The organism is Neisseria flavescens (genome assembly GCF_001618065.1).
GTDB lineage: Bacteria > Pseudomonadota > Gammaproteobacteria > Burkholderiales > Neisseriaceae > Neisseria > Neisseria flavescens_A.
On sequence record NZ_LAEI01000001.1, the window covers coordinates 12,459 to 39,264 of the forward strand.

A 26,806-nucleotide genomic window follows, 5' to 3' on the forward strand; every position below is an offset into this window, starting at 1 on the left:
TCTTATTTTTTGCGTTCCAGCATAGCCGTATTATGCGCACCTGGCGGAAGCAGATGTTGCTTTTCGGCCGCCACTTTAATCAACTTGTGGTTTGCCAGCCTAGCCTGCTCCAATTTCAAGCGCGCGTAATCCTGTTCCAACTGAATTTCCCGTTTTTGTGCCTTATCCAATTCGATAAAATGCAAACGGGACTGGTTTTGCTTAAATACTACGGCAAAGGCTGAGACCGTCACCAAAACCAGCAATAAAATATTCAACTTACCCATCTCAAACTTTCAGACGGCCTGTCAACAGGACTATCTCTTACGACAGCGTTTAGACGCCATCCCCTACTCAATAACCGAAAATTCGCCGCTACTGCGCTCCGCCACACGCAAAACTGCACTGCGCGCACGCGGATTGGCTTCAGTCTCTGTCGAACCCGGTTTGATTGCTTTGCCCACAGCCTTCAAAGGCGGCTGAGGCAAATCCGCTTCCTTAACCACCGCCCAACGGGGCAATGGCGCATGTTGCGAATATTTTTTAATAAACTGCTTCACAATTCTGTCTTCCAGCGAATGGAACGCAATGACAGCCAAACGTCCACCCTCTTTCAGACGGCCTGCAACTTGCGGCAAAACTGCCTCTACCTCTTCGAGCTCGCGGTTAATAAAGATGCGAACTGCTTGGAAGGTGCGCGTTGCAGGGTCTTGTCCGCGCTCACGAGTACGGACGTTTTGCGCCACAAGCTGCGCCAGCTTGTGGGTTGTATCGATGGGACTCTCCTCGCGTTGCGCAACAATGGCGCGCGCAATCTGGCGACTAAACCGCTCTTCACCATAATTCTTAATAACCTCGTGTAAATCCTGTTCGGATGCGGCTGCAATCCATTCCGCCGCAGACATCCCGCGAGTCGGATCCATCCGCATATCCAACGGCGCATCAAAGCGGAAACTGAATCCGCGGCTGCCATCGTCAATTTGCGGCGACGAAATCCCCAAATCAAAAAGCGCACCGTCAATCTTATCGATGCCCAATTCATCCAAGGCCGTCTGAAATGTTTCAAAACCATTGTGTACGACACTGACGCGCTTATCTTGCTCTGCCAATTCATTAGCTACCGCAATCGCCTCGGGGTCTTTATCAAAAACAACCAAACGACCCTGCTCACCCAAACGTGACAAAATCAGCCGGGAATGCCCTCCCCTACCGAAAGTACCGTCCACATAAATCCCATCTTCACGGATTGCCAACGCATCCACCGCCTCATGCAACAAGACAGTAACATGCTGATAATTTTCAACTTTACTCACAATTGCAAATCCGTTTGACTCAATTGGAAAGCCAATTCATCAGGATCGATATCCAAAGCCTGATTCATTTCCTCTTCCCAATGTTCGCGGCCCCACAACTCCATACGGTTTGCACGGCCAACCAAAGTAACTTCTTTTTCAAAATCTACGCGTTTGCGCAGATTGGCCGGAATCAAAACGCGTCCGGCGCTATCCCACTCCAAAATCTCCGCATTGTGCAGCAGCAAATTCTGATACCGTTGCAAAGCTTCATTGCCGGCCACTTTCAACTTCAAAATCTGCTCGGCTTTTTCTTCCCAAACGGGCTCGGGGTACATCAATAATTTTTTTCGGGAATCCAGTGTGACCACAATTGCAGGCGTATAACGGCGCAGCAAAATATCGCGGAATTTGGCAGGAATCGCCAACCGCCCTTTACTGTCCATACTCAATTCATGAGCACCGCCAAACACATCACACCCCAAATTCGATTAAAATAAAACTAGAGTGGGATTAAAAATCCCACCTTCCTAAAATATTTCGTTTTCACTTCTACGGAACACTTTTTGGGAAAAAGTAACCACTTTCACCCACTATGCCCCACTAACCGACACTATAAGAAATTTTGGCAATCAGGTCAAATCAACCCTTTATCTGAAATGAAACACTAAATACTTAAAATTCAATAGCTTATATATACAAAAATGCATGACAAATTAATATGCCAGCCATTTTATATGGCATAAAACACCATATCTAGTATTATTTATGTTTTTAAAATACTACATATAGTATTTTTACACCCGATTACCACCCCTCTCACAAGGGGCTATAATATACAAACAAATTCAAATTTTTTACATTATCTAACAGTCATGAAGCCACAACTCCCCCTCCCTTCCACTGATGCACAAGCCTCTTCAGCACACCTGACGAAGCTCATAAAAAACGAAATTGAACAACATCAAAACTGGATACCCTTCTCCCGTTTTATTGAGCTTGCCCTTTACACACCTCAATACGGTTATTACAGCGGAGGCAGCCATAAAATTGGTACGGACGGCGACTTCATTACTGCCCCAACCCTCTCCCCCTTATTCGGACAAACCCTTGCCAAACAACTTGCCGAATTACTGCCGCAAACAGCAGGCAATATCTACGAATTTGGTGCAGGTACAGGTCATCTCGCTGCCACACTCTTGCAAAATCTTTCAGACGGCCTGAATCATTACTACATTATCGAGCTATCGGCAGAGCTTGCAGAAAGACAACGTCAACACATTCTTGAGCACACATCTCCCGAAACAGCCGCAAAAGTCATCCACCTCACCACATTACCCGAACACTTTGACGGCATCATCATCGGCAACGAAGTATTGGATGCCATGCCAGTTGAACGCTTGATTTATCAAGATGAAGGGTTTCAACAAATCGGCGTGAGCCTAGAGAATGACGAGCTAATCGAAGCCATCAGACCATTGGCCCAAGCCAAACTTACGCAAACAGCCGCCTTGTACTTCCCTCCCCTTCCTTCATACACAAGCGAGCTGCATCCGGCACAATATGCCTTTATCCAAACCCTAGCAGCCAAATTACAGCGCGGTGGCATGATATTTATCGATTACGGCTTCGATGCCGCTCAGTATTACCATCCGCAACGTAAAGAAGGCACATTTATCGGCCACCATCGCCACCACACTATCCACGACCCATTTTTCAATATCGGCCTGACCGATTTGACTGCGCACGTCAATTTCACCGATATCGCACGCGCCGGCACGGAATCAGGTTTGGACTTAATCGGCTACCTGCCCCAATCTTATTTCCTGCTCAATCTCGGCATCACTGACCTACTGGCACAAATCGGCAGCCCGGATTCGGTTGAATATATCCAAGCTGCCGCCGCAGTACAGAAACTGATACATCAACACGAAATGGGCGAACTTTTTAAAGTGATCGCTTTTGGCAAAGACATCGATATCGATTGGACAGGCTTCAGCCACGGCGATATTTGCCATAAGCTATAGCCTGACAACCTACTTTTTATTTTTAAAAACAATAAGAAATAAAAAAAGCAAAATTAGCGCTTGCCAAATATTCAAAAAAAACTATAATAGCGACTTCACGAAACGGCGAATTAGCTCAGTCGGTTAGAGCAGAGGAATCATAATCCTTGTGTCCGGGGTTCGAGTCCCTGATTCGCCACCAAATTTCGGGGGTATAGCTCAGTTGGTAGAGCGCTTGCATGGCATGCAAGAGGTCAGCGGTTCGATCCCGCTTACCTCCACCACTAAACAAAAAAGCTCTTGTTAAACACAAGAGCTTTTTGTTTGGCTTAATCTTAATTAATAACTGATTGCTCATTAATTTTGTCCACCTCAATACCCAATCAATAAAGGCCGTCTGAAACATTTCAGACGGCCTCTTGTCTTTTAATTACTTCACAAGCTTCAATACTTTTTTCGGTTTTTCTTCCGCAGATTCAGCTTTTTTATCTTCGGCCACTGCAGCTTCGATAGAAGCAGGCTGATATGGTTCTACCTCAAACCCCATACCCTCTCCACTTTCGCGGCCAAATATACTGACAATATGACCGACCGGAATCCAAATCTCGTGCGCTACGCCGGAAAAGCGTGCAGAAAAATTGACCCACTCGTTGTCGATATTCAAGTTATGGCTGGCAGTAGGGCCAATATTTAAAACAATCTCATTGTCGCGTACATACTGCATCGGCACACGGGTATGTTCATTTACCCAAGCTACGATATGCGGTGTTTGGTTATTATCCAAACACCATTCATACAAAGCACGCAACAAATACGGTTTGGTTGAAGTTGCCATAGATCCGTCCCTTAACGACGCATGGCTTTTTCAGCCGGCGTCAATGCTTCAATAAAGGCTTCGCGTTGGAAAATACGCTCGGCGTACTTCAGCAAAGGCGCAGCAGATTTACCCAGTTTGATGTCGTAATAGTCCAAACGCCACAACAGCGGAGACAAGGCAACATCAATCATGGAGAAGTCATCGCCCAAGATGTATTTGTTTTTAGTAAAAGACGGTGCCAATAGTGTCAAACCATTGCCAATAGCTTCCCGCGCTTTAGCCTGTTCTTTATTGGTAGATTCAGGGTTTTCCAACACTTGCACCAAGCTGAACAGTTCTTTTTCCATACGGTACAGCACCAAACGGCCGCGACCGCGCATAACAGGATCACCCGGCATCAACTGAGGATGAGGGAAACGCTCATCAATGTATTCGTTAATGATGTTTGATTCATGCAAAATCAAATCACGCTCAACCAAGACCGGTACTTGGTTATACGGATTCATCAAAGCCAAGTCTTCGGGTTTATTGAACACGTCCACATCTTTGATTTCAAAATCCATGCCTTTTTCATACAACACAAAACGGCAACGTTGGCTGAATGGACAAGTAATACCCGAATACAAAGTCATCATAATCTTCTACTCCTGATCAATCTTTTCAGACGGCCTTAAGCCTTATAAAAATTCTGAAAGAATTATACATAATTTCAAATACTTAATCCATAAATTTAAAATAACACACTGTTTACATTAAGAAATTTTTAGATTTTCATTAATTCAACATAAATTAATCAAGCAAAAAAAGGCAAACCCGAAACAGGCTTGCCTTTTTGATTCAAAAGAATTAATGAACGTCTTTCCAGAATTCTTTTTTCAGGAAGTACGCCAACGGCAACATTACGGCAAACAGGAATGTCAAAACCATGTAACCGATACGGTGGCGTTGCAATTGAGCAGGCTCACCCATGTATACCAGGTAGTTTACCAAATCGCGCACATAAGCATCGTACTCTTTTTGGATTACTTTACCGTTAGGCAGACGACGGCTGTGCAGACCGGTAGATTCCCAATACAGTTTAGGAGTCAGGTTGCCATGCTCGTCTTTAATCATAACGGGCTGACCTTTGGCATCCAACTCAACGGCTTGAACACCTTGTTGCTCCCACAATGGGTGAGGCATACTCGCGCCGGCCAAAACGGTATTGTTCCAACCGTTCGGACGAGTTGGGTCTTTATAGAAACCGCGCATATAAGCGTACAGGTAGTCTGCACCTTTAGAACGAGCAATCAGGGTCAAATCCGGCGGAGGCGCACCCAACCATTTGGAGGCATCTTTCGGATCCATTGCCGCTACCATTACGTCACCAACGTTGTCTGTTGTGAACATCAGGTTTTTCTTGATTTCATCTTCAGTCAAACCAATATCTTTCAGACGGTTGAAGCGCATACCGCTTGCAGAGTGGCAAGACAAACAGTAGTTTGTAAAGATTTGCGCACCGTGCTGCAGACTGACTTGATCACGCAGGTCGATATCGACTTTTTCGTAGTTTGCATGGCCGCCGCTGGCGACGGCTGCACTCATAGGCACTGCCAGCAATAAGGCAGCAAACCAGTTTTTCAGAGTTTGTTTCATTTTCGCTGCCCTCATCAGATATTGGTTGCAAACAAGTAAGCACCAACAACGGTAATACCGACGTAAACAAAGAACATAATTTTTTGTTTAGTAGTGCTCATGGTTACGCGTTCAGGTGTATCTTTTTCGATATTAAACGCATTCAAGAATGGAATAGCTGCAAAGAAAACAGTGTAAGCCAAAACGAACGCCTTAACGATGTAATTTGGCAAGACTGCAACTAAATACAGGTTATAAATAATTAAAGCTGCATAAACAAACAGACTGATTAAATATTTAATACCACCAGCTTTTTCAGTCAACCATTTAGGGTTTGTATGCAAAGGCATACCGATGAAGAACAAGAAATAGAATGCACTGAATGCACGAGCAAAAGCTGTACGAGTATCATCTGCTACCAATGCACCCAAAATTCCCAAGCCGATAAAAGATACAACAAACAACGCCAACATTACTTTGAAAGAGTTGTTGCGGTAACGAACAGATTTTACAGGTGACTTATCTAGCCAAGGCAACAAGGCAATCAACACAACTGCTGCACCCATGCCGATTACACCCCATACCTGAGTACCTGCCATCGAAGGAATCGCACGCAAAATTGCGTAGAACGGAGTGAAGTACCATACCGGCGCAATGTGAGGAGGTGTTTTCAGCGCATTTGCTGCATCGAAGTTTGGCGCTTCCAAGAAGTAGCCGCCGCCTTCAGGTGCAAAGAACAACACAGAACAGAAGACAATTAGGAATACAACAACACCCAAGATGTCTTTAACGGTATAGTAAGGATGGAATGGGATACCATCGCGTGGAATACCATTTTCGTCTTTGTTTTTCTTGATTTCAACGCCATCAGGGTTGTTAGAACCCACTTCGTGCAGGGCGATGATGTGAGCCACAACCAAGCCGAGCAATACTAGAGGTACTGCGATAACGTGCAGGGCGAAGAAGCGGTTCAAAGTAACGTCAGAAACGTTGAAGTCACCGCGGATCCAAGTGGACAAATCAGGACCGATAACAGGGATGGCGGAGAACAGGTTAATAATTACCTGCGCACCCCAGAAGGACATTTGACCCCAAGGCAACAGGTAACCCATAAAGGCTTCTGCCATCAATGCCAAGAAAATCAGGGAACCGAAAATCCACACCAATTCACGAGGTTTTTTGTACGAACCATAGATCAGACCACGGAACATGTGCAGATAAACGACAATGAAGAAGAAAGATGCGCCGGTGGAGTGCATGTAGCGGATAATCCAGCCGCCGGACACGTCGCGCATGATGTACTCTACTGCGGTAAAGGCAGCAGGCAAATGGTAGGCGTTAAGGTTGCCGTCCGGTTTGTAGTTCATGGTCAGGAAAATACCGCTGACGATTTGAATCACAAGGACAAGCAGGGCCAAAGAGCCGAAGTAATACCAGAAGTTGAAGTTCTTCGGCGCATAGTATTGAGCCAAATGCTCATTCCACATTTTAGACAGAGGGAAGCGAGCGTCCATCCAGCCTAACAATGCTTTTGCTTTGCTATTGGTTTGGTTTGCCATAATTATCGTTCCTTATTTTTAGTCTTCGCCCACCAAAACAGTCGTATCGCTCAGATATTTGTAAGGCGGTACAACCAAGTTGGTCGGTGCAGGAACACCTTTGTATACTCGGCCTGCAATGTCAAATTTCGAACCGTGGCAAGGGCAGAAGAAACCGCCTTTCCAGTCTGCGCCCAAGTCGGCGGGAGCAATGTCGGGACGGTAAGTCGGAGAGCAACCCAGGTGGGTACAGATACCGATAGCGACGAGGAGGTTCGGCTTGATCGAACGGGTCTCGTTTTTACAGTTTTCGGGCTGATGATCCACTTCGGAATTGGGATCGACAACTGCGCCATCCAAACTTTTCAAGTCTTTGAGCTGTTGATCCGTGCGGTTGACCAGCCAAATCGGTTTACCCTGCCATTCGGCAGTCAGCATTTGGCCTGCTTCGATTTTGCTGACATCTACTTCGACAGCAGCACCGGCAGCCTTAGCTTTCTCCGATGGGAAGAAGCTGGCCACGAAAGGCGTAGCTACGCCCAGAGCCGCCACACCGCCTGCACCGCAAGTAGCCAGTGTCAGAAAACGGCGGCGACCGTTGTTGATTTCTTGATTATCCATTATTCAGTCGTCCTAAAATTTTGGGAATACCGAGCCATTAAACAGCGTAATTCTACCTAGTTTGTTGTAATACTCAAAGCATTATTTAAAATAAGGTAAAGTTTTATGATATTGCTCAATACTCAGGCAGGATTGTTTTCATCAAAGTGAACCACTTCGATACCGAATTTTTCTGCCACGGCATCGCCTAAGGCACGTACGCCGTAGCGTTCTGTCGCATGATGGCCGGCACTGATAAACGCCACACCCGTTTCATTGGCAAGATGATATTGCGCTTCGGAAATTTCACCGGTCAGATATGCATCGACACCTTCGTCTACGGCCGTCTGAAAAAACCCCTGCGCACCGCCGCTGCACCAGGCAATACGTTTGATTTCGCGTTCAAAATCACCGATAACGGTCGGCTTGCGGCCGAATACCGCCTCAATGCGTTCAGACAACTGCGCCAATGTTTGCGTGGTTTTCAGACGGCCTGTATTCAACAGGTTTTGCTCGCCGAATTGTTTTTCGAGCACCCAATCGAGTTTCTCGGCCAACTGCGCGTTATTGCCCAGTTGCAGGTGAGCGTCCAGCGGCAAGTGGTAGCCCGCCATATTGATTTGGTGTTGCAGCAAGGTTTCAATGCGTGCTTTTTTCCAACCGGTAATCGTGACGGGCTCGCTTTTCCAAAACATGCCGTGGTGAACCAAAAGCATATCTGCCCCCTGCTCTACTGCAAAATCGATTGCAGCTTTGCTGGCGGTAACCGAAGTGGCGATTTTGGCAATTTCTTCTTTGCCTTCAACCTGCAAACCGTTGGGCGCATAGTCCTTAAACAGCCCGACCTGCAATGTCTCATCGCACCAAGCCAGAATTTCGCGGCGTAAAACCATATTCCGCTCCTTATATCTATCTTCAAAAACAGCTTCGCATTCTAACCGCAAAATCTGTTTATGCCTCAAATTCTTACATTCCGATTTCAGCAATCATTCCCAACATTAATCATTTGCACATCATCATGAATTATTTTAATATAACCCACCTTACCCACAGGCCGTCTGAAAACACATGGACTCTATTATCGAATTGCGTCATCTCAAAACCTTGCTGGCTTTAGAAGAAACCGGCAGCGTTTCCCTTGCCGCCAAACGGGTTTTCCTGACCCAATCCGCCCTGTCGCACCAAATCCGCGCCTTGGAAAATTATTACGAAACGCCGTTGTTTGAACGTAAATCCACACCTTTGCGCTTCACTCCGGCCGGTATGCGCCTATTGCAACTGGCGCGTGAGCTGTTGCCGCAGGTTGCCGCCGCCGAACGTGATTTGGTGCGGATTATTGAAGGCGAAGCCGGCGAACTCAGGCTTGCCGTCGAGTGCCACACCTGCTTCGACTGGCTGATGCCTGCCATGGGCGAGTTCCGCCCCTTATGGCCGCAAGTTGAATTGGACATCGTCTCCGGTTTCCAAGCCGATCCAGTCGGGCTGCTGCTGCAACACCGCGCCGACCTTGCCATCGTTTCCGAAGCCGAGCCGCTCAACGGCATCAGCTACCGCCCTCTGTTTGCCTATGAAATGGTCGGCATCTGCGCAGAAGACCACCCGCTTGCCGACAAAGACGTTTGGGAAGCGGAAGATTTTATCGACGAAACCCTGATTACTTATCCCGTCCCCGACGAAATGCTGGATTTGCCTAAAAAAGTGCTGCTGCCTAAAGGCATTAATCCGCCGCGCCGCCACAGCGAGCTGACCATTGCCATTATTCAACTGGTTGCCAGCAAACGCGGCATCGCCGCCCTGCCCTATTGGACAGTCATGCCGTATTTGGAAAAAGGCTACGTCGTCCACCGCAAAATCACTTCAGACGGCCTGCAAAGCAAACTTTATGCCGCCATTCGTACGGAAGACGCCAACAAAGGCTATCTGGACAACTTCTGCCAAATTACGCATGACCGCTGTTTTGCCGACTTGCCGGGCTTGAGCGAATTGGAAATGTAAACTTGAAACAATCAAAAGGCCGTCTGAACAATTTTCAGACGGCCTTTTCTAATATACACAAAAATTTCACTGCTTCTATTCGGACTCATCCGATCCCAAACACGCCGACAAATCGATTTCAGACGGCCATGTTTTATCAGGTGCAACCCGAATATCGAAATGCTCGCCACGATAGTCGAAAACCAAACGCCAAGCGTGCAGAAACAGATGTCCCGCCTCATCGCCGCCATACAGCGTATCGCCCAAAATCGGACTGCCTATGCTTTTCATAGCCACGCGCAACTGATGGGTTTTGCCGGTAAACGGCTGCAACACAAACAGGCGCAAACCGGGCTTCAGGCTTTGGCTGCTGAAACGGGTAACGGCAAAATTATCCTCATCACGCGTCAGCTTCCATGTACCACGCCGCGAACGCGCCATACCGCCTTTCACCCAGCCCTGCTTTTTCGCCGGCTTGTGCGTACCGAGTGCCAAATAAGTTTTACGCATGGTTTTCTCGACAAACTGCGCCGACAAAGCGGCCGCGCTGTCGTGATTTAACGCAAACAGCAACAGGCCGCTGGTGGCTTTGTCCAAACGGTGAACCAGCCACACGCGTTCAACACCGAGCTGCTGCGCCAGCGATGCGGTCAGACAAACATTCCCTTCTGATTCGCTGTGCACCGATACGCCGCAAGGCTTATTGATGACTACAAAGTCTTCGTGTTCAAAAACAATGTCCCACATTTCAGACGGCCTTCAATACAATACCGTCACCAAGCAGGGTCAAAATACCCAGCAGGCAGAACAAGATACATGCAGTAATACGCACTGCTTTGGCCGGAATCTTGCGCATCAGCATTTCGCCCAAATACACGGCAGGCACAGAAGCAATCATCAAACCGGCAATACTGCCGACCACAACCAGCAGGATAGATTGGTATTTTGCCGCCAAAAGAACCGTCGCAATTTGCGTTTTATCGCCGATTTCCGCCAAGAAAAACAGGACGACCGTCGCCGTAAATGCGCCGTATTTCAACCATTTGCCATCAGGGTCTTCGTCTTTATCCGGCAACAGCAGCCATAATCCGACCGCAATAAAGCTGCCGCCGACCACCCATTTCATGACTTCGGGAGAAATAGCGGATGCCAGCCAGACACCGAGTGCGGCTGAAACAAGATGGTTCAACAGGGTTGCAATAAAGATACCGGCAACAATCGCGTTTTTGTGGGCAAAACGTGCAGCCAAAAAGAGCGCGAGCAATTGCGTCTTATCGCCGATTTCGGCAATGGCAACGCCCAGCGTCGAGGAGAAAAAAGCTTCCATGATTTAAGATACTCAACCGAAAAGCGGGCAAACAAAAAGCGCTGTGCATACCGCCCGCAAGGGTATGGACAACGCTTACGTCTTGCCTGTCTTCCGATAAAGCAGAGAAGATACCGCTGCCACGGCCGCACAAGCCGATTATGTTGACAACGGTTTCGGCATTGCGCCGAATGGCTACTCCCGTAAGAGTGAAGCGCGGATTTTACGGCAAACCATAGCCTGAAGCAACAAAAAGAAAACAAAAGGCCGTCTGAACTACATACTAAGACAGTTACTAGACGGCCGTTTCGTTATTTATTCGTCTTGTAGTTCTAAGTTTAGGGTACCGGAACGTACCTTTCGTCCTACTTTCGTTCCTTACCTAAACGACCCTCGACGGCGACTATCGCTTTCCTAACTTACTTTAAACTAAACCCGGGTACCGTACGGTCGGGTTACCGGTCCGTTCCCGGTTTCGTTTGGTTTCGGTCGTAAACGTCGTTCGGTTTCATTTTTGGTCGGGTCAGGCGGCTTTTAAAGTCTTCCGCGCGTGCGCCAACGGGCAACATTGACTAAATGGTATTTGCCGTTCGGGTCAATATTTTGATGCAGACGTGTGCTGATATAACCCGGCTGGGTTTTCAGGAAATCGCGTGCTTTCTGCCAAGCAGCCAAAGCTTCAGCTTCCTTACCCTGCGGTACTTCAAAGGTGTTGATGAGCACAACGCTGTTCTGCATGGCTTCACGTTTTGAGCGCCATTGTTCGGCTTTAGCAGTGCAGCCGCCAGCGCAAAGCAAAACAGCGGTGGTAATAGCGGCAATGATGGTTTTTTTACGGGTATTCATATCAAGAGCTCCTTGTTTGTGTGGGGTATTAAGATTTTCCGAGCATTCGAGGCAGCACGGATCTGCCTTTGATGTAGTGGTAGACAACCATTCCAATGTGTCCCAGAGACAAGAACAACAACGAAAATGCCAGTGCTCCGTGAATCTGTCCTTCCTGAGTAATTTGTCTCATAACACCTGTGACTGGAACGGCAAGCATCAGGAGATACATTGCCCAATGTCCAAATTTGGCAGCCATACTGCCAACCGGTCGATTGCTGGACTGGCGGATTGCCCGCATCACACGCCAAGCAGACAATATCAGCAGAAGAAAGCCAACCGCCTTATGAGGATTAGTCAAAAACTTCAGACTTTCATCCATATTCCAAGCAATGGCGGTTGCAAACATAAACAGATAGCAGGCCGCCATAGTCCAATGCAGAAAGCGGGTTGTAGTGCCGTAACGTTGTGGAATATCAGGTTTCATGATGTTTTCTCTTAAATTAACAATTAAATGGATTTCAATTTGGGTTTACGGATAGAAAATCCGTCTTTCATGCTCAGTCCCAACAGCGTCAGATTAGCCATACCGGCAATCAGTTCTACGATTTGAACGATATAAAACACGCTGTCAAACTGTCCGGCAGAAGCGCGGTTATTCAAGAAAAAGGCACAAGGCAGCAAAATCAGCATTCCGTTGGCAGCGATAAACGGCATGCGTCGGCGTTTCGCGGCAATCGCAGTATGTTTGCTTTTTCCACCCATTTTCATGCCTGTTGCACCTGCAACTGCCATACAAGCCATCAGTCCAAATAGCGCATAAACAATGGTTTGCTTTACGACAATGATGGTTTCATGCGAGCTGAAGAGTTCGCTTAATACGGTACTGATCCAAAATGAGGCGATGAATAAACATGCACATGCTCCTGCTGCAGCATGGATTTTGCGTAAAGTATCGCGGTTCATAATATTTCCTTTGAATGTTTAAGATAGGCCGCCTGAAATTTATATAGCAAGCTATTAAATTAAAATAAGCATAGCTTGCTATTGATTAATATAGCAAGCTATACTTGCGCTATAATTCATAAAGATCTGTTTTAAAAGGAAACAAAGTGAACGACTCATTCAAAGACCAATCAGCCGGCTATCTGATGAACCACATTGCCCGCCAATTTGCCATTTTATTGAGCGAAGGCTTAAAACCACTGGGGATTGCGCCTGCACAATTTCCAATTTTGATCGAGCTATGGAATAAAGACGGTTTGAGCCAACAGGAATTAGTTGAGCGTGCCGATTTGAAGCAGGCAACGATTGCCAACACTCTGGCACGGATGGAGCGAGACGGATTGATTACACGGGAGCCTAATCCTGAAGATGCACGCAGCCGTTTGATTATGCTGACAGAACACGCGCGTGCTTTACAATCAAGCTCCACCGAAATTGCCAAAGCCATCAACCAAGAAGCCTTGGCGGATCTGTCGGCAGACGAGCAAAAACTGTTTTTGGAAATGGCACAGAAAATTATATTGAAACAACAAAAGATGATAAAAGTCTGAAAAATATAAAAAAGGCCGTCTGAAACTCAATGTAAACAGGTTTCAGACGGCCTTTTTCACAACGATTAATTATCGGAGAACAAATCGCCTACTTTTTCCCAAAACGATTTTTTGCGCGGAGTTTGGCTGAGGTCGAGGCCGGAGGAGATTTTTTCAAATTCTTCCAGCAACTCTTTCTGACGGTCGGTCAGGTTAACCGGAGTTTCAACCAAAATGTGGCAGTACAAATCTCCGGTCGAGCTGGAACGCAGAGACTTGATGCCTTTACCTTTCACGCGCATACGGCGGCCGGTTTGCGTTTCTTTCGGAATGTGCAGTTTGACTTTACCGTCCAAAGTCGGCACTTCGACTTCACCGCCCAATGCGGCAATGGCAAAGCTGATCGGCAGTTCGCAATGCAAGTCCAAGCCGTTGCGCTCGAAAATTTTGTGCTGTCTTACGCGGACATTGACGTACAAATCGCCTGCCGGTGCACCGTGTTGACCCGGTTCGCCCTCGCCGCTCAAGCGGATGCGTTGCCCGTCGTCGATGCCTGCCGGAATGTTGACTTCAACCGTTTTGCTGGTCTTAGTACGGCCTTCACCACGGCATTTGACGCAAGGATCTTTGATTTCTTTGCCTGTACCGTGACAAGTCGGACAAGTCTGCTGCATTTGGAAAATGGCTTGGCGGACGTGTACCGTACCTGAGCCGTGACAGGTCGAACAAGTCGATGCGGATGTGCCCGGTTTGGCACCTGAGCCGTGGCAGACATCACATTCTTCGTAAGTCGGAATGTTGATGCGTTTTTTCACGCCTTTGGCGGCTTCTTCAAGCGAAATCTCTATGCCGACCTGCAAGTCTGCGCCGCTGTAATCCGGCTGACGGCCGCCTGAGCTGCCGCCACCGCCGAACATTTGGCTGAAAATATCGGAAAAATCGAAGCCTTGCGCACCACCGAATCCGCCTTGGCCGCCAAAACCGCCAAAGCCACCGAATCCGCCCGCACCTGCGCCCTGTTCGAACGCGGCATGGCCGTATTGGTCGTACATGGTACGTTTTTCCTTGTCAGACAAGGTGTCGTAAGCTTTTTGGACTTCTTTAAATTTTTCTTCCGCTTCTTTGTTGTCAGGGTTGCGGTCAGGATGGTATTTCATTGCCAGCTTACGGTAGGCTTTTTTGATTTCATCATCGCTAGCGCTGCGGGCAACACCAAGGGTTTCGTAAAAATCTTTATTGCTCATAATTTTGATAGTGTTAAGAATGAATTCAAACTGGGTGGGATATGTGGGCGAGTATCAAAAACTCAAGTCAGTATTTTCAAGGCCGTCTGAAATTGTGCTTTTCCGACATCCAAACATTCAGACGGCCTTTGTCAAACCGACAGACCCGACAACCTGCTATAATCCCATCTTTATTTTTTCCAACGTTTTCAAGCGAAAAACAGAATGACCATGCAAGAACATTACCAACCCGCCGCCATCGAGCCTGCGGCGCAGAAAAAATGGGGCGACGAGCGTATTTTCAACGTCTCCGAAGACGCTTCCAAACCCAAATACTACTGCCTCTCCATGTTCCCCTACCCCAGCGGCAAGCTGCACATGGGGCATGTGCGCAACTACACCATCGGCGACGTATTGAGCCGCTTCAAACTCTTAAACGGCTTCAACGTCATGCAGCCTATGGGTTGGGACGCGTTCGGTATGCCGGCGGAAAATGCGGCGATGAAAAACAACGTTGCCCCTGCCGCTTGGACTTACGACAACATCGAATACATGAAAACCCAGCTCAAAAGCCTGGGTTTTGCGATTGACTGGGAGCGCGAAGTCGCCACCTGCAAACCCGAATACTACCGCTGGGAACAATGGCTGTTTACCAAGCTGTTTGAAAAAGGCATCGTCTATCGTAAAAACGGCACGGTAAACTGGGACCCCGTCGACCAAACCGTCCTTGCCAACGAGCAAGTCATCGACGGGCGCGGCTGGCGTTCGGGCGCGTTAATCGAAAAACGCGAAATCCCGATGTATTACTTCAAAATCACCGATTACGCCGAAGAGCTGCTCAACGACTTGGACAAGCTGGAACACTGGCCGGAACAAGTCAAAACCATGCAGCGCAACTGGATCGGCAAATCTCGCGGCATGACCGTGCGCTTCGCCGTTTCAGACGACAGCAAACAAGGTTTGGAAGGCGATTACTCGAAATTCCTGCAAGTTTATACCACCCGTCCCGACACGCTGATGGGTGCGACTTATGTCGCCGTTGCCGCCGAACATCCATTGGCAACCGCCGCAGCCGCCGACAAACCCGAATTGCAGGCATTTATCGCTGAATGCAAAGCCGGCTCCGTTGCCGAAGCCGACATGGCGACGATGGAGAAAAAAGGCGTACCGACCGGCCGCTACGTCGTCAATCCGCTCAACGGCGACAAGCTGGAAGTGTGGATTGCCAACTATGTATTGTGGGGCTACGGCGACGGCGCTGTGATGGCGGTTCCGGCGCACGACGAACGCGATTTCGAGTTCGCTAAAAAATATGCTGATAAATTGCCACCTATCAAACCTGTTATTATGCCATATGGTGATAACCCACCTTCTAAAGCCAAATGGCAAAAACAAAAGATCAAGATCATTTAAATAATTCACATCCCCCTGCAGCAATGCCTTTGGAAATGTTATGGGAACAAGGCTGGAACCCTTCTTTTTCAATGTATGGCAATCTGATAAATTCAGGAAAATATGATGGTTTAAGTTCTTTTGAAGCAATGGAGCAAATTGCAGAGGATTTAGAATCACAAGGCTTAGGCGAAAAACAAGTCACATACCGCCTGCGCGACTGGGGTATTTCGCGTCAACGCTACTGGGGCTGCCCGATTCCCATCATCCATTGCGAAAAATGCGGCGACGTACCCGTCCCAGCCGACCAACTGCCGGTCGTCCTGCCTGAAAACGTCGTACCCGACGGCATGGGTTCGCCGCTGGCAAAAATGCCCGAATTTTACGAAACCACCTGTCCATGCTGCGGCGGCGCGGCGAAACGCGAAACCGATACCATGGACACCTTCATGGAATCGAGCTGGTACTTCTTCCGCTACATGTCGCCCAAGTTCGCAGAAGGCATGGTATCGGCTGAAGCCGCGAAATACTGGGGTGCGGTCGACCAATACATCGGCGGTATCGAACACGCGATTCTGCACCTCTTGTACGCGCGTTTCTTCACCAAACTGATGCGCGACGAAGGTTTGGTCAATGTTGACGAACCGTTTGAACGCCTGCTGACGCAAGGCATGGTCGTTTGCGAAACCTACTACCGCGAAAACGACAAAGGCGGCAAAGACTGGATCAACCCTGCCGATGTCGAGCTGACTTTTGACGACAAAGGCCGCCCTGTTTCCGCCGTTCTGAAAGCAGACGGCCTGCCTGTCGTCATCAGCGGCACGGAAAAAATGTCCAAGTCCAAAAACAACGGCGTCGATCCGCAAGAGCTGATTAACGCCTACGGCGCAGACACCGCCCGCCTGTTCATGATGTTCGCCGCACCGCCCGAACAGTCCCTCGAATGGAGCGACAGCGGCGTCGAAGGCGCGCACCGCTTCCTGCGTCGTCTGTGGCGTACCGTTTACGAATACCTGAAACAAGGCGAAGCAGTAAAAGCGTTCGCAGGCAGCCAAGACGGTTTGTCTAAAGAACTCAAAGACCTGCGCCACAAACTGCATTCCACCATCGCCAAAGTCAGCGACGACTACGGCCGCCGCCAGCAGTTCAACACCGCCATCGCCGCCGTGATGGAACTGCTCAACCAATACGACAAAACCGACACCGGCAGCGAACAAGGCCGCGCCGTCGCCCAAGAAGTATTGGAAACCGCCGTACGCCTGTTGTGGCCCATCGTGCCGCACATCTGCGAAACCCTGTGGAGCGAATTGAACGGCGCAAAACTGTGGGAAGCAGGCTGGCCGACAGTCGATGAAGCAGCCTTGGTCAAATCCGAAATCGAAGTGATGGTTCAAGTCAACGGCAAACTGCGCGGCAAAATCACCGTTGCCGCCGACGCATCCAAAGCCGACCTCGAAGCCGCCGCCCTTGCCAACGAAGGCGCAGTGAAATTCATGGAAGGCAAGCCTGCGAAGAAAATCATCGTCGTTCCCGGACGCTTGGTGAATATCGTTGTCTAAACCGCTTTTAAGGTTTAGCCACACGGATAAAGGCCGTCTGAAACTTGGAAACAGGTTTTCAGACGGCCTTTTTAAGGTAGATTAAGCTGATAAGTCCAATAACACATTGGGATGAAAAGGTTCCATTGGATTTAGAATCACTCTACACACGTCCCTAAAACATAAATCCGTTGTATTCCTCACGATGTTTTGGCACAATTCGAAGCCAATCAACCACGCTTGTACTTGGCATCCTAATGGCTTCAAAACCCTTCCTAAAATGGGCTGGTGGCAAACATAAACTTGTCCCCTTTATCGAACACAATCTACCCACTCCTGCACGAAAACGTCTGATTGAACCCTTCTGCGGTTCTGCCGCTTTGTCTCTCGCATTGGATTTCGAACATTATCTGCTCAATGATATTAACGCTGACTTAATCGGCTTATTCCGTATCCTAAAAGAAGAAAAATCCGGATTCATAGACTATACCCGCTCTTTCTTTACTTCCGAAAACAATAGCGATTCAAGATTCTATGAATTGCGGGAACAATTCAACTTCAGCCAAGATCTACACGAACGTTCAGCGCTATTTATTTATTTGAACCGCCATGCTTTTAACGGTTTATGCCGTTACAACAGCAAAGGGGCATTCAATGTGCCATTCGGACGCTACAAATCTCCTTACTTTCCACAACAAGAAATGGAAGGTTTCATTCAAAAATCTGACAGAGTTGAATTAATGTGCGGAGATTTTCAAACAATCCTATCTCTGACAAACAATACAGATACTGTTTATTGTGATCCTCCTTATGCACCTTTAAGCCCAACCGCTTCATTTACCACTTATGCCAAAGAAGGCTTCAATTTGGACGATCAAATCCGCCTTGCCCAGACAGCCCAACAAATTGCACCTAACTCTCAAGGCGTTTTGATTTCAAATCATGATACTGAATTTACGAGAAATATTTATTCTTCTGCCATTCTAAAAACGGTTGAAGTACAACGCAATATTGCCGCAAAGGGCAGCAGTCGCAAAAAAGTCGGAGAATTATTGGCAATTTATGAGTGATTTCAACAAACTGGCTGAAGAAGCTGCCATTTATCAAAGTCGTTTGAAAAAAATCGTTTCAGACGACCTTGTTCTCTACAACGAAAATTCCCTTAACATCATGCGGAAGATATTGGAAAAACATCCGAACGGCTGTTTTGATATGATTTTCGCAGACCCGCCTTACTTTCTTTCCAATGACGGTTTCAGTTGTCAAAACGGACAAATAGTTTCCGTCAATAAAGGCAACTGGGATAAATCCAAAGGGATGGCGGCAGATTTGGAATTCTACGAAGAATGGCTTCGACTGTGTTACGCCTTATTAAAACCAAACGGCACAATTTGGGTTTGCGGCACATTCCATAATATTTATTTAATCGGCTACCTGATGCAAACCATCGGATACCATATTTTGAACAATATTACTTGGGAAAAACCCAATCCTCCCCCTAATTTGTCCTGCCGTTTTTTTACCCATTCGACAGAAACAATCTTATGGGCAAAGAAAAATAAAAAAGCCAAACACACGTTTCATTATGAAATGATGAAAGCACAAAATAATGACAAGCAGATGAAATGTGTTTGGACATTTTCTCCTCCAAACAAAGCCGAAAAAACATTCGGCAAACATCCGACACAAAAACCACTCCCCTTACTTGAACGCTGCATACTCTCAGCTTCAAACATCGGAGATTTAATTTTTGACCCTTTCATGGGCAGCGGCACAACAGGCGTTGCTGCCTTAAAACATGGTCGGAAATTTTGTGGTTGCGAACTAGAAGAAGATTTTTTTGAATTAGCAAAGAAAAGGCTACAACAAAAGCTGTAGCCCCATCTTATTTTAAATTATTCGAACAACACCATCCCTACCCTGTCTGGCCATTTCACGAACTTCCCGCATAAATTCTTTTTTAAAATAAAATGCATGATTCTTATTAGAAATATTCCGATTATATTGTGCAGAAAATATAGGATGGTATGGCTTAGAATCTTTTGATCTGATTTGGATAAACACACCGTTTGATGTATGAATGTATCCGTCGCCGGAATTAATATCAGCTAACAGCTTACTTTTAATTTGCGTGAAATCAGCAGATAACTGTCTGAAAAGTTCACCCCCTTCATTTATTTGCACATGATAAGCTGACTGTATGTACCATTTGTTAGGATCGTCGTCGACTTTACAAATAGGAACATATAGCAAATTCTTATTTTTTGGTATATCCAACTATCTTCAAAGCTTATCTGATCGCTGATTAACTGATCAAAGTTACTGGAAATCTGCGAGATAAACATAGTCTCTAGTGGTGCACCATCTGTATCTGCTTTATTGGTTTTCAGCTCACCATCAGCAAAATCTGTCAAAGCATTTGTATTGTTAAGTCCTATCAATTTCTCGATAAACTGCCCTACCCCGCCTTTATTTATCTTCATTTCAGAGGTGAACTCGGGAAATCTGGTTTGATATTCAAGTTTTAGATCTCCTAGCGTCCTTCCGACGTTTTCTCTAAAAAAACCATACGAATCAGTTAGATTCATTATCACAGTTCCCGTCATTAACATAGTCCTTAAAAGTTAAAAGTTCAGGCAAAGAAATATCTAATGCGCTAGCCAAACGAATAAGATTTAATAGGGCGGGGTTACGCTCTCCACGTTCTATCATTCCGATATAAGTCCGGTGCATATTCGCTTTTTCAGCCAATGCCTCCTGACTTAAATCCTGGAGTTGTCTTAAATGACGAACATGTTTGCCAAATTGTTTTAAAATTTCTGATTTCATGATGACTATTCTTAATGTTTGCAAATTAAATTCCACATACAATAAGTATCAACTTTAGTTCTAATACGAAAGGCCGTCTGAAACCCTATATTCAGGTTTCAGACGGCCTTTTTATCTGCCCGATTTTATTCGCCGTAATAGGCTTTGGTCAGGATTTCTTCCATATCGGCCACCATGGCGAGGCGTGGGTTGGCCGGGGTGCATTGGTCTTCAAAAGACATCATAGCCAGCTCTTTTCTGCCGTCGAGGAAGGTTTTCTCATCGATACCCTGCTCTTTCAACGACATTTTGATGCCGACGTTGACCGCCAGTTCATGGCAGGCGCGGGCGAAGGATTCGACGCCTTCTGCCGGTGTGTTGCATGGCAGGCCTAAGGTACGGGCGATTTCCTGATATTTCAGGTCGGCTTTGTAGTAGTTGTACTTCGGCCAAGTGGCGGTTTTCTGCGGACGCGTGCCGTTGTAGCGGATGACGTGCGGCAGCAGGATGGCGTTGGCACGACCGTGCGGAACGTGATATTTGCCGCCGATTTTGTGTGCCATCGAGTGGTTGATACCCAAGAACGCATTGGCAAACGCCATGCCTGCGATGGTGGAGGCGTTGTGCATATGCTCGCGCGCTTCAGGATCGGCCGCACCGTGTTTGTAGGAGCGTTCGAGATATTGGAACACGAGCTTAATGGCTTGCAGGGCGAGGCCGTCTGTAAAGTCGTTCGCCAGTACGGAAACGTATGCTTCTACGGCGTGGGTCAGTACGTCCAAACCGGTATCGGCGGTTACGCCTGCCGGTACGGTCATGGTAAACGCAGGATCGACAATCGAAATGGTCGGTGTCAGCGAGTAGTCGGCAATCGGATATTTTTTATCGCCGTCGCTGATGACGGTAAACGGTGTTACTTCGGAGCCTGTGCCCGACGTGGTAGGAATACCGATAAATTTGGCTTTGCGGCCCAATTCAGGGAAGCGGAAGGCGCGTTTGCGGATGTCCATGAATTTTTGTACCAAGTCTTCAAAATCGACTTGCGGCTGCTCGTAGAAGAGCCACATGGCTTTTGCCGCGTCCATTGGCGAACCGCCGCCTAGTGCGATGATGGTGTCGGGCTGGAAGCTGCGCATCAAATCCGTGCCTTTATAGACAGTTTGGACGCTCGGATCAGCTTCGACATCGGTAAACAGCTGGATGGTCACTTTGTTTTTGCGTTGATGCAGTTGGTGGGTGATTTTATCGACAAAGCCTAGATCAACCATCGAACGGTCGGTCACAATCATGACTTTTTCGCAGTCTTTCATGTCTTGCAGATATTGGATGGAATCGCGTTCAAAATAGATTTTGGCGGGCACTTTGAACCATTGCATGTTGTTTCTCCGACGGCCTACTTTTTTGATGTTTAACAGATTGACTGCGCTGACGTTGCCGCCGACGGCGTTTTTACCGTAAGAGCCGCAACCAAGGGTCAGAGAAGGCAGGAAGGCGTTGTACACGTCGCCGATGCCACCGAAGGTGGAAGGCGAATTCCAAATCACGCGCAGCGCTTTGACGCGGGAGCCGAACGTTTTGACCAATTCTTCATCGGCGGTATGAATGGCGGCGGAGTGTCCCAAGCCGTCAAAGGCAACCATTTCTTCGGCGAACTTCAAACCTTGTTCGGTCGAATCTGCCTTAATCATGGCCAAAACAGGCGAAAGTTTTTCTCGGGTCAGCGGCTCGTTCGGACCGACTTCGCGGCATTCGGCGATGATGATGTTTGTTTTTTCAGGCACTTTAAACCCAGCCTGTTCGGCAATCCATGCCGCCGGTTTGCCCACAACGGCGGAATTGAGTTTCGCCCCGCCACAGCTGGCGCAATTCGCCGTTACACCGAAGATAAACTCTTCGAGCATGGCTTTTTCTTTTTTGTTGGCAAAGTACACGCCGTAGGATTTGAATTCTTCGGCCAACTCTTTGTAAATCTCTTTATCGGCAATCACCGCTTGCTCGCTGGCGCACACCATGCCGTTGTCGAAAGATTTCGACATCACAATATCGTGCGCCACTTGTTTGATGTCCGCCGTTTTTTCAACATAAGCAGGTACGTTGCCCGCCCCGACGCCGAGCGCAGGTTTGCCGCAAGAGTACGCGGCTTCCACCATCGCATTGCCGCCGGTCGCCAAAATCGTTGCCACGCCCGGATGCTTCATCAGCGCGGAAGTGCCTTCCATAGACGGCTTTTCAATCCACTGGATACAGTTTTCCGGCGCACCGGCCGCAATCGCTGCATCGCGCACGATACGCGCGGCATGGGCGGAACACTGCTGGGCGGACGGATGGAACGAGAAAATAATCGGATTGCGGGTTTTCAGCGCAATCAAGGATTTGAAAATGGTGGTGGAAGTCGGATTGGTAGTCGGCACGATACCGCAAACCACGCCGACCGGATCGGCAATTTCCGTAATACCGGTTACATCGTTTTCGCTGATGACGCCCACGGTTTTCAAATCGCGCAGGCGGCGTACGACGTTCTCACAGGCAAATAGGTTTTTGGTTGCCTTATCTTCAAACACGCCGCGTCCCGTTTCTTCCACCGCGTGCATGGCGAGCACACCATGTTTGTCCAGCGCGGCAATGGAGGCTTTGGCAACAATAAAGTCAATCTGCTCCTGATCGAGCTTAAGAAACTCGTCCAATGCCCGTAAACCCTTGTCAACCAGGCTGTTTACCTCGGCTACGGCTGGGCTGACGACGTTGTCGGCTGATGCGTTCATGGTGTATCTCCTTAATAAAAGGTGGCAATAAGGTCAATAAATTTTCACTACGATAACTATAGGTAATTTAGTTACATTTTGCTTTGACCTACATCACAAACCATGATTGAACTTTTCAGACGGCCATTTTATCGTTTATTCATTTTAATTCTTTGAAGTATAATATTTTTATCTACACAAAAACAAAGACGGTTATTCTTCGTCGCTTTCCTCGATAATTAAGATAAAAACAGAAAATCGATGTATTAAAATTACAAACGTAAATGAAAAAGGCCGTCTGAAAATATTTTTTCAGACGGCCTTTGTTTATATATGCCTTTTATTGGCTGATGTCTTCCAGCGTACGGCCTTTGGTTTCTTCACCCAATACCAAGATTACCGCCACAATCAGCAGCATAACCAGCGCAAACATCATAAAGATATTGCCGAAGCCCCCGCTGTTGCCCACCATCGCCGCCACTACCATGGGGGCGAGTATGCCGCCGACGCGGCCGATGGCACCTGCCCAGCCGGATGCGAAGGCACGGAAGCGCAAGGGGTAGAGTTCGGGGGTGTAGGTGTACAAAACGCCCCATGCGCCCAAGTTGAAGAAGGACATCAGGCTGCCCCAGACCATGACTTCGGCCGCAGTTGTGCTTTGCCCGAAAAACCATGCGCACACGGCGCAAGCTGCCAAAAAGCCTGCCAGCGTTGCTTTGCGGCCGATTCTTTCCACCAAAGCCGCGGCGGCAATATAGCCAGGCAGTTGCGCAACAATCATCACCAGCACATATTCAAAGGTTTTAACCACAGTATTGCCCTGTTCGACCAGCAGTTTGGGCAACCAAGTGAAAATGCCGTAATACGAAAACACGATGCCGAACCAAACCAGCCACAGCATCAACGTACGCCGTGCAAACGGATGTTGCCAAAGTTGGACGAAGCGGATGCGTTCGCGTGGGGCAGCAGGTGCGGCAACGGCTTCTGTCGGCGGCGTTATGCCCGATTGTATTTCCAGCGCGGATACCAAACGGTGCGCTTCGTTGGTTTTGCCGCGGGAAAGCAGGTAAGGTACGGATTCGGGAACGAATTTCAACACCAACGGCACATAAAACAGGGGCAAGGCGCCGAATAAAAACGCGCTGTGCCAGCCGGTTTGCGGAATAAAGAAATAAGACACCAGCGCGGCTGAGAGCCAGCCCAAGCCCCAAAAGCTTTCCAGCAACACAATAAAACGGCCGCGTACTTTCGGCGGCGCATATTCGCTGACCAGCGACACGGCGACGGGCAGTTGGCCGCCCAAGCCGACGCCGACAAAAAAGCGGCACACCAGCAAAACCGTCAAATCAGGCGCGAGCGCGCACAAACCTGTGGCAATGCTGTACACCACCATCGTGCCGGCAAAAACGATTTTCCGTCCGAATCTATCCGCCAGCCAGCCGCTGAATACTGCGCCCAGAGCCATGCCGACAAAGGCAATGCTGACAATCCAACCCAACTGCGCCGGAGCCAGCGCCCAATCTTTGCCCAAAGCAGGCAATACAAACGACACCAAGCCTGTATCCATGGCATCAAACAGCCAACCTATGCCGACCAAAACCAGAAGTTTGTAATGAAATCGGGAAGGCGGCAGATTGTGCAGCCGTGTCAGAATATCCATAACTTCTTTCCTTTGTTTGTGTATGATTGAATTGGGTTTTAGCAATAAATGCTTTAATTTCAGTGACAAACCTGAAACCGAGACATTGTGTCGATTTTAACATTGGTACCATATGCAAAGAATAGGAAGCGCGTGTTTTTTGGATATTTTTATCGCCAGAACCGCACGCCATATTAAAACGCTGAATAAGAGTTCACGGCAGGCCGTCTGAAACTGATGGTCTGTTTTTCAGACGGCCTGCCGTTTTTTGCAAAGGCCTCATGCTTGGGTTATGATGTTTATTTGTAATATGTAAACAGATGATTGCCTGTTTTTACATAACAGGCCGTCTGAACAACGGAGAATGATATGAATGCGGTTGTAATTGCGGTCATCATCATGCTTGTGCTGTCTTTATCGCGCGTGCATGTGGTGCTCAGCTTGGCTGTCGGCGCGTTTGTCGGCGGCTTGGTGGCCGGTATGCCTTTGGAGAATGTAACCAACGCGGCCGGCGATGTGGTGCAGCAAGGGATTATTCCTGTTTTTAACGAAGGTCTGAAAGGCGGGGCACAAATCGCGCTGTCTTATGCCATGCTCGGCGCGTTTGCCATGGCCATCACGCATTCCGGCCTGCCGCAACAGCTCGCCGGCGTGATTATCCGCAAACTCAACGGCGGCGAAGGCAATGCGAAAGGCGAAGGCGCGGTCAAATGGCTGCTGCTGGCGATTATTTTGTGCATGGGTGTGATGAGCCAAAACGTTGTGCCGATTCATATTGCGTTTATCCCGATGATTATTCCGCCGCTGCTGTTGGTGTTCAACCGTTTGAAACTCGACCGCCGCTTGGTGGCCTGTGTGATTACGTTTGGCTTGGTAACGACTTATATGTTCCTGCCTTACGGTTTCGGCGCCATCTTCTTGAACGACATCATGTTGGGCAATATCCGCTCGGCAGGCATGGACACCAGCGGCATCAATGTGATGCATGCAATGGCGATTCCGGCTTTGGGCATGGTGTCCGGCTTGCTGCTGGCCTTTTTGCACTACCGCAAGCCGCGCATTTATCAAAACAATACCACTGACACGGAAGACAACCGCGCAGCAGTGCAACAACAAGAGCCGTCAACCTATCGCAGCTTGGTAGCGGCCGTGGCGATTGCCGTGTGTTTTGCCATTCAGCTTTTGTATGATGGTTCGCTGGTATTGGGTGCTATGTTGGGCTTTGCCGTGTTTATGATGTTAGGCGTGATGAACCGCTCCGCCGCCAGCGATGTCTTCGGCGAAGGCATCAAAATGATGGCGATGGTTGGTTTTATTATGATTGCGGCTCAAGGTTTCGCCGCTGTAATGAACGCAACCGGCGAGATTCAGCCTTTGGTCGAACACAGCATGGCTTTGTTCGGCGGCAATAAAGGCATGGCCGCATTGACCATGTTGTGCGTCGGTTTGCTGGTGACCATGGGCATCGGCTCATCTTTCTCCACCTTGCCGATTATTACCGCGATTTATGTGCCTTTGTGCATCAGCTTGGGCTTCTCCCCAATGGCTACCGTGGCCATTGTCGGCACGGCAGGTGCGCTGGGCGATGCCGGCTCCCCCGCTTCCGACTCGACACTCGGTCCAACCATGGGTTTGAATGCCGACGGTCAGCACGACCACATCCGCGATTCGGTTATCCCGACTTTTATCCACTACAATATCCCGCTGATGGCTGCCGGCTGGATTGCCGCAATGGTGCTTTGATATGAGCGATATTCAGGAATTGGAACACCGCGTCACGGAGCTGGAAATTCAGACGGCCTTGCAGGAAGATTTAATCGGCAGCCTGAACGACACCATCGCCAAGATGCAGCAGGCTTTGGATTTGCAGCAAGGCCAGTTGCGGCTGCTGTATCAACGGATGCAGGACAAAGGCGCAAACGGCGAACGCGAACCGTACAGCCTGCGCGACGAGATTCCGCCGCATTATTGATAAACTA

26 protein-coding genes, 2 tRNA genes and 1 pseudogene are annotated in these 26,806 nt (G+C 48.3%); 10 read left to right on the forward strand and 19 right to left on the reverse strand.

All coding sequences use genetic code 11. The features are described from left to right. Nucleotides 1–2: 2 nt before the first annotated feature. The 3 genes from ftsL to mraZ form a co-directional block, all read right to left on the reverse strand. Nucleotides 3–266, reverse strand: coding sequence for a cell division protein FtsL (ftsL, locus tag TW89_RS00070; RefSeq protein WP_003681879.1), 264 nt, complete (start codon nt 264–266; stop codon nt 3–5). Between the two features lie 63 nt (nt 267–329). Then, nucleotides 330–1,292 (reverse strand): 16S rRNA (cytosine(1402)-N(4))-methyltransferase RsmH, encoded by a 963-nt coding sequence (gene rsmH / locus TW89_RS00075; protein ID WP_128580145.1) that lies wholly within the window; start codon nt 1,290–1,292, stop codon nt 330–332. Then, nucleotides 1,289–1,744 (reverse strand): division/cell wall cluster transcriptional repressor MraZ, encoded by a 456-nt coding sequence (mraZ, locus tag TW89_RS00080; RefSeq protein ID WP_039861849.1) that lies wholly within the window; start codon nt 1,742–1,744, stop codon nt 1,289–1,291. Before mraZ ends, rsmH begins: the two co-directional genes overlap by 4 nt. 402 nt (nt 1,745–2,146) lie before the next feature. On the opposite strand from mraZ, the gene TW89_RS00085 reads away from it, so the two are divergent. The 3 genes from TW89_RS00085 to TW89_RS00095 all read left to right on the forward strand — a co-directional run bounded on the left by TW89_RS00085 (nt 2,147) and on the right by TW89_RS00095 (nt 3,561). Beyond that, nucleotides 2,147–3,298 (forward strand): class I SAM-dependent methyltransferase, encoded by a 1,152-nt coding sequence (locus tag TW89_RS00085; RefSeq protein ID WP_128580146.1) that lies wholly within the window; start codon nt 2,147–2,149, stop codon nt 3,296–3,298. Nucleotides 3,299–3,402: 104 nt separating this feature from the next. Then, nucleotides 3,403–3,479 (forward strand) — tRNA-Met (locus TW89_RS00090). Nucleotides 3,480–3,485: 6 nt separating this feature from the next. Further along, nucleotides 3,486–3,561 (forward strand) — tRNA-Ala (locus tag TW89_RS00095). A gap of 146 nt (nt 3,562–3,707) precedes the next feature. Here the strand turns inward: TW89_RS00095 and TW89_RS00100 are convergent. From TW89_RS00100 to TW89_RS00125, 6 genes are all read right to left on the reverse strand, one after another. Next, entirely contained in the window at nt 3,708–4,112 is a 405-nt protein-coding gene (locus TW89_RS00100) for a ClpXP protease specificity-enhancing factor (protein ID WP_049335344.1), read from the reverse strand. Nucleotides 4,113–4,123: 11 nt separating this feature from the next. Then, entirely contained in the window at nt 4,124–4,729 is a 606-nt protein-coding gene (locus tag TW89_RS00105; protein ID WP_039861850.1) for a glutathione S-transferase N-terminal domain-containing protein, read from the reverse strand. 211 nt (nt 4,730–4,940) lie between these two features. Continuing rightward, entirely contained in the window at nt 4,941–5,729 is a 789-nt protein-coding gene (locus tag TW89_RS00110; RefSeq protein WP_180947878.1) for a cytochrome c1, read from the reverse strand. 14 nt (nt 5,730–5,743) lie between these two features. Beyond that, nucleotides 5,744–7,267: a cytochrome b gene (locus tag TW89_RS00115; RefSeq protein ID WP_432757665.1), complete on the reverse strand. Its 1,524-nt coding sequence runs from the start codon at nt 7,265–7,267 to the stop codon at nt 5,744–5,746. An 18-nt stretch (nt 7,268–7,285) separates the two neighbouring features. After that, complete coding sequence (petA, locus tag TW89_RS00120; protein WP_128580147.1) at nt 7,286–7,867, reverse strand: ubiquinol-cytochrome c reductase iron-sulfur subunit; 582 nt, start codon at nt 7,865–7,867, stop codon at nt 7,286–7,288. 122 nt (nt 7,868–7,989) lie between these two features. Beyond that, a complete protein-coding gene (locus TW89_RS00125) occupies nt 7,990–8,739 on the reverse strand; it encodes a Nif3-like dinuclear metal center hexameric protein (protein WP_128580148.1) in 750 nt (249 codons plus the stop codon). A gap of 175 nt (nt 8,740–8,914) precedes the next feature. Here TW89_RS00125 and TW89_RS00130 point away from each other — a divergent pair, with 175 nt between their 5' ends. Continuing rightward, nucleotides 8,915–9,841 carry a LysR family transcriptional regulator gene (locus TW89_RS00130; RefSeq protein WP_003748251.1) on the forward strand — a complete coding sequence of 309 codons (927 nt, stop codon included), beginning with the start codon at nt 8,915–8,917 and terminating at the stop codon, nt 9,839–9,841. Nucleotides 9,842–9,916: 75 nt separating this feature from the next. Here the strand turns inward: TW89_RS00130 and TW89_RS00135 are convergent, their stop codons facing one another. From TW89_RS00135 to TW89_RS00155, 5 genes are all read right to left on the reverse strand, one after another. Further along, nucleotides 9,917–10,567 carry a TIGR01621 family pseudouridine synthase gene (locus tag TW89_RS00135; protein ID WP_128580149.1) on the reverse strand — a complete coding sequence of 217 codons (651 nt, stop codon included), beginning with the start codon at nt 10,565–10,567 and terminating at the stop codon, nt 9,917–9,919. A gap of 1 nt (nt 10,568) precedes the next feature. Further along, on the reverse strand, nt 10,569–11,147 hold the full coding sequence (locus tag TW89_RS00140) for a TMEM165/GDT1 family protein (RefSeq protein WP_128580150.1): 579 nt from the start codon (nt 11,145–11,147) through the stop codon (nt 10,569–10,571). A 513-nt stretch (nt 11,148–11,660) separates the two neighbouring features. Beyond that, a complete protein-coding gene (locus TW89_RS00145; RefSeq protein WP_128580151.1) occupies nt 11,661–11,972 on the reverse strand; it encodes an antibiotic biosynthesis monooxygenase family protein in 312 nt (103 codons plus the stop codon). A 28-nt stretch (nt 11,973–12,000) separates the two neighbouring features. Beyond that, complete coding sequence (locus TW89_RS00150) at nt 12,001–12,438, reverse strand: cytochrome b (protein WP_128580152.1); 438 nt, start codon at nt 12,436–12,438, stop codon at nt 12,001–12,003. A 23-nt stretch (nt 12,439–12,461) separates the two neighbouring features. Then, complete coding sequence (locus TW89_RS00155; RefSeq protein ID WP_128580153.1) at nt 12,462–12,917, reverse strand: hypothetical protein; 456 nt, start codon at nt 12,915–12,917, stop codon at nt 12,462–12,464. A 185-nt stretch (nt 12,918–13,102) separates the two neighbouring features. On the opposite strand from TW89_RS00155, the gene TW89_RS00160 reads away from it, so the two are divergent. Next, nucleotides 13,103–13,507: a MarR family winged helix-turn-helix transcriptional regulator gene (locus TW89_RS00160; RefSeq protein ID WP_128580212.1), complete on the forward strand. Its 405-nt coding sequence runs from the start codon at nt 13,103–13,105 to the stop codon at nt 13,505–13,507. A 65-nt stretch (nt 13,508–13,572) separates the two neighbouring features. On the opposite strand, the gene dnaJ is transcribed toward TW89_RS00160, so the two are convergent. Then, the gene (dnaJ, locus tag TW89_RS00165; RefSeq protein WP_128580154.1) at nt 13,573–14,730 is read right to left on the reverse strand and encodes a molecular chaperone DnaJ; all 1,158 of its coding nucleotides are present in this window, start codon (nt 14,728–14,730) and stop codon (nt 13,573–13,575) included. Between the two features lie 210 nt (nt 14,731–14,940). Between dnaJ and leuS the strand changes: the two are divergent. The 3 genes and pseudogenes from leuS (at nt 14,941) to TW89_RS00180 (ending at nt 19,517) form a co-directional block, all read left to right on the forward strand. Further along, nucleotides 14,941–17,660, forward strand: a pseudogene (leuS, locus tag TW89_RS00170) (leucine--tRNA ligase). A gap of 236 nt (nt 17,661–17,896) precedes the next feature. Then, nucleotides 17,897–18,709: a DNA adenine methylase gene (locus TW89_RS00175; RefSeq protein ID WP_128580155.1), complete on the forward strand. Its 813-nt coding sequence runs from the start codon at nt 17,897–17,899 to the stop codon at nt 18,707–18,709. Beyond that, complete coding sequence (locus TW89_RS00180) at nt 18,702–19,517, forward strand: DNA-methyltransferase (protein ID WP_128580213.1); 816 nt, start codon at nt 18,702–18,704, stop codon at nt 19,515–19,517. Before TW89_RS00175 ends, TW89_RS00180 begins: the two co-directional genes overlap by 8 nt. Before the next feature lie 296 nt (nt 19,518–19,813). On the opposite strand, the gene TW89_RS00185 is transcribed toward TW89_RS00180, so the two are convergent. From TW89_RS00185 to TW89_RS00200, 4 genes are all read right to left on the reverse strand, one after another. Beyond that, nucleotides 19,814–20,227 carry a hypothetical protein gene (locus TW89_RS00185; RefSeq protein ID WP_128580156.1) on the reverse strand — a complete coding sequence of 138 codons (414 nt, stop codon included), beginning with the start codon at nt 20,225–20,227 and terminating at the stop codon, nt 19,814–19,816. Next, nucleotides 20,214–20,468, reverse strand: a complete 255-nt coding sequence (locus TW89_RS00190) for a helix-turn-helix domain-containing protein (RefSeq protein WP_070591788.1) — start codon at nt 20,466–20,468, stop codon at nt 20,214–20,216. The genes TW89_RS00185 and TW89_RS00190 overlap by 14 nt, the downstream gene beginning before the upstream one ends. 125 nt (nt 20,469–20,593) lie before the next feature. Further along, a complete protein-coding gene (adhE, locus tag TW89_RS00195; RefSeq protein WP_128580157.1) occupies nt 20,594–23,209 on the reverse strand; it encodes a bifunctional acetaldehyde-CoA/alcohol dehydrogenase in 2,616 nt (871 codons plus the stop codon). A gap of 319 nt (nt 23,210–23,528) precedes the next feature. Further along, the gene (locus TW89_RS00200) at nt 23,529–24,848 is read right to left on the reverse strand and encodes an MFS transporter (protein WP_128580158.1); all 1,320 of its coding nucleotides are present in this window, start codon (nt 24,846–24,848) and stop codon (nt 23,529–23,531) included. Nucleotides 24,849–25,196: 348 nt separating this feature from the next. Here TW89_RS00200 and TW89_RS00205 point away from each other — a divergent pair, with 348 nt between their 5' ends. Both TW89_RS00205 and TW89_RS00210 read left to right on the forward strand, forming a co-directional pair. Next, nucleotides 25,197–26,570, forward strand: a complete 1,374-nt coding sequence (locus TW89_RS00205; RefSeq protein WP_128580159.1) for a Na+/H+ antiporter family protein — start codon at nt 25,197–25,199, stop codon at nt 26,568–26,570. Nucleotide 26,571: 1 nt separating this feature from the next. Then, a complete protein-coding gene (locus TW89_RS00210; protein ID WP_004518924.1) occupies nt 26,572–26,799 on the forward strand; it encodes a SlyX family protein in 228 nt (75 codons plus the stop codon). Nucleotides 26,800–26,806: the final 7 nt, after the last annotated feature.

Bases quoted from the DNA above. Each gene is read 5' to 3' on its own strand.
- TW89_RS00130 (WP_003748251.1), top strand. From the start codon at position 8,915: ATGGACTCTATTATCGAATTGCGTCATCTCAAAACCTTGCTGGCTTTA.
- TW89_RS00100 (WP_049335344.1), bottom strand. From the start codon at position 4,112: ATGGCAACTTCAACCAAACCGTATTTGTTGCGTGCTTTGTATGAATGG.
- TW89_RS00105 (WP_039861850.1), bottom strand. From the start codon at position 4,729: ATGATGACTTTGTATTCGGGTATTACTTGTCCATTCAGCCAACGTTGC.
- TW89_RS00155 (WP_128580153.1), bottom strand. From the start codon at position 12,917: ATGAACCGCGATACTTTACGCAAAATCCATGCTGCAGCAGGAGCATGT.
- TW89_RS00210 (WP_004518924.1), top strand. From the start codon at position 26,572: ATGAGCGATATTCAGGAATTGGAACACCGCGTCACGGAGCTGGAAATT.
- ftsL (WP_003681879.1), bottom strand. From the start codon at position 266: ATGGGTAAGTTGAATATTTTATTGCTGGTTTTGGTGACGGTCTCAGCC.
- TW89_RS00150 (WP_128580152.1), bottom strand. From the start codon at position 12,438: ATGAAACCTGATATTCCACAACGTTACGGCACTACAACCCGCTTTCTG.
- TW89_RS00190 (WP_070591788.1), bottom strand. From the start codon at position 20,468: ATGAAATCAGAAATTTTAAAACAATTTGGCAAACATGTTCGTCATTTA.
- TW89_RS00135 (WP_128580149.1), bottom strand. From the start codon at position 10,567: ATGTGGGACATTGTTTTTGAACACGAAGACTTTGTAGTCATCAATAAG.
- TW89_RS00185 (WP_128580156.1), bottom strand. From the start codon at position 20,227: ATGAATCTAACTGATTCGTATGGTTTTTTTAGAGAAAACGTCGGAAGG.
- TW89_RS00200 (WP_128580158.1), bottom strand. From the start codon at position 24,848: ATGGATATTCTGACACGGCTGCACAATCTGCCGCCTTCCCGATTTCAT.
- petA (WP_128580147.1), bottom strand. From the start codon at position 7,867: ATGGATAATCAAGAAATCAACAACGGTCGCCGCCGTTTTCTGACACTG.
- adhE (WP_128580157.1), bottom strand. From the start codon at position 23,209: ATGAACGCATCAGCCGACAACGTCGTCAGCCCAGCCGTAGCCGAGGTA.
- TW89_RS00115 (WP_432757665.1), bottom strand. From the start codon at position 7,267: ATGGCAAACCAAACCAATAGCAAAGCAAAAGCATTGTTAGGCTGGATG.
- TW89_RS00180 (WP_128580213.1), top strand. From the start codon at position 18,702: ATGAGTGATTTCAACAAACTGGCTGAAGAAGCTGCCATTTATCAAAGT.
- TW89_RS00085 (WP_128580146.1), top strand. From the start codon at position 2,147: ATGAAGCCACAACTCCCCCTCCCTTCCACTGATGCACAAGCCTCTTCA.
- TW89_RS00140 (WP_128580150.1), bottom strand. From the start codon at position 11,147: ATGGAAGCTTTTTTCTCCTCGACGCTGGGCGTTGCCATTGCCGAAATC.
- TW89_RS00160 (WP_128580212.1), top strand. From the start codon at position 13,103: ATGAACCACATTGCCCGCCAATTTGCCATTTTATTGAGCGAAGGCTTA.
- dnaJ (WP_128580154.1), bottom strand. From the start codon at position 14,730: ATGAGCAATAAAGATTTTTACGAAACCCTTGGTGTTGCCCGCAGCGCT.
- TW89_RS00125 (WP_128580148.1), bottom strand. From the start codon at position 8,739: ATGGTTTTACGCCGCGAAATTCTGGCTTGGTGCGATGAGACATTGCAG.
- TW89_RS00145 (WP_128580151.1), bottom strand. From the start codon at position 11,972: ATGAATACCCGTAAAAAAACCATCATTGCCGCTATTACCACCGCTGTT.
- TW89_RS00175 (WP_128580155.1), top strand. From the start codon at position 17,897: ATGGCTTCAAAACCCTTCCTAAAATGGGCTGGTGGCAAACATAAACTT.
- TW89_RS00110 (WP_180947878.1), bottom strand. From the start codon at position 5,729: ATGAAACAAACTCTGAAAAACTGGTTTGCTGCCTTATTGCTGGCAGTG.
- TW89_RS00205 (WP_128580159.1), top strand. From the start codon at position 25,197: ATGAATGCGGTTGTAATTGCGGTCATCATCATGCTTGTGCTGTCTTTA.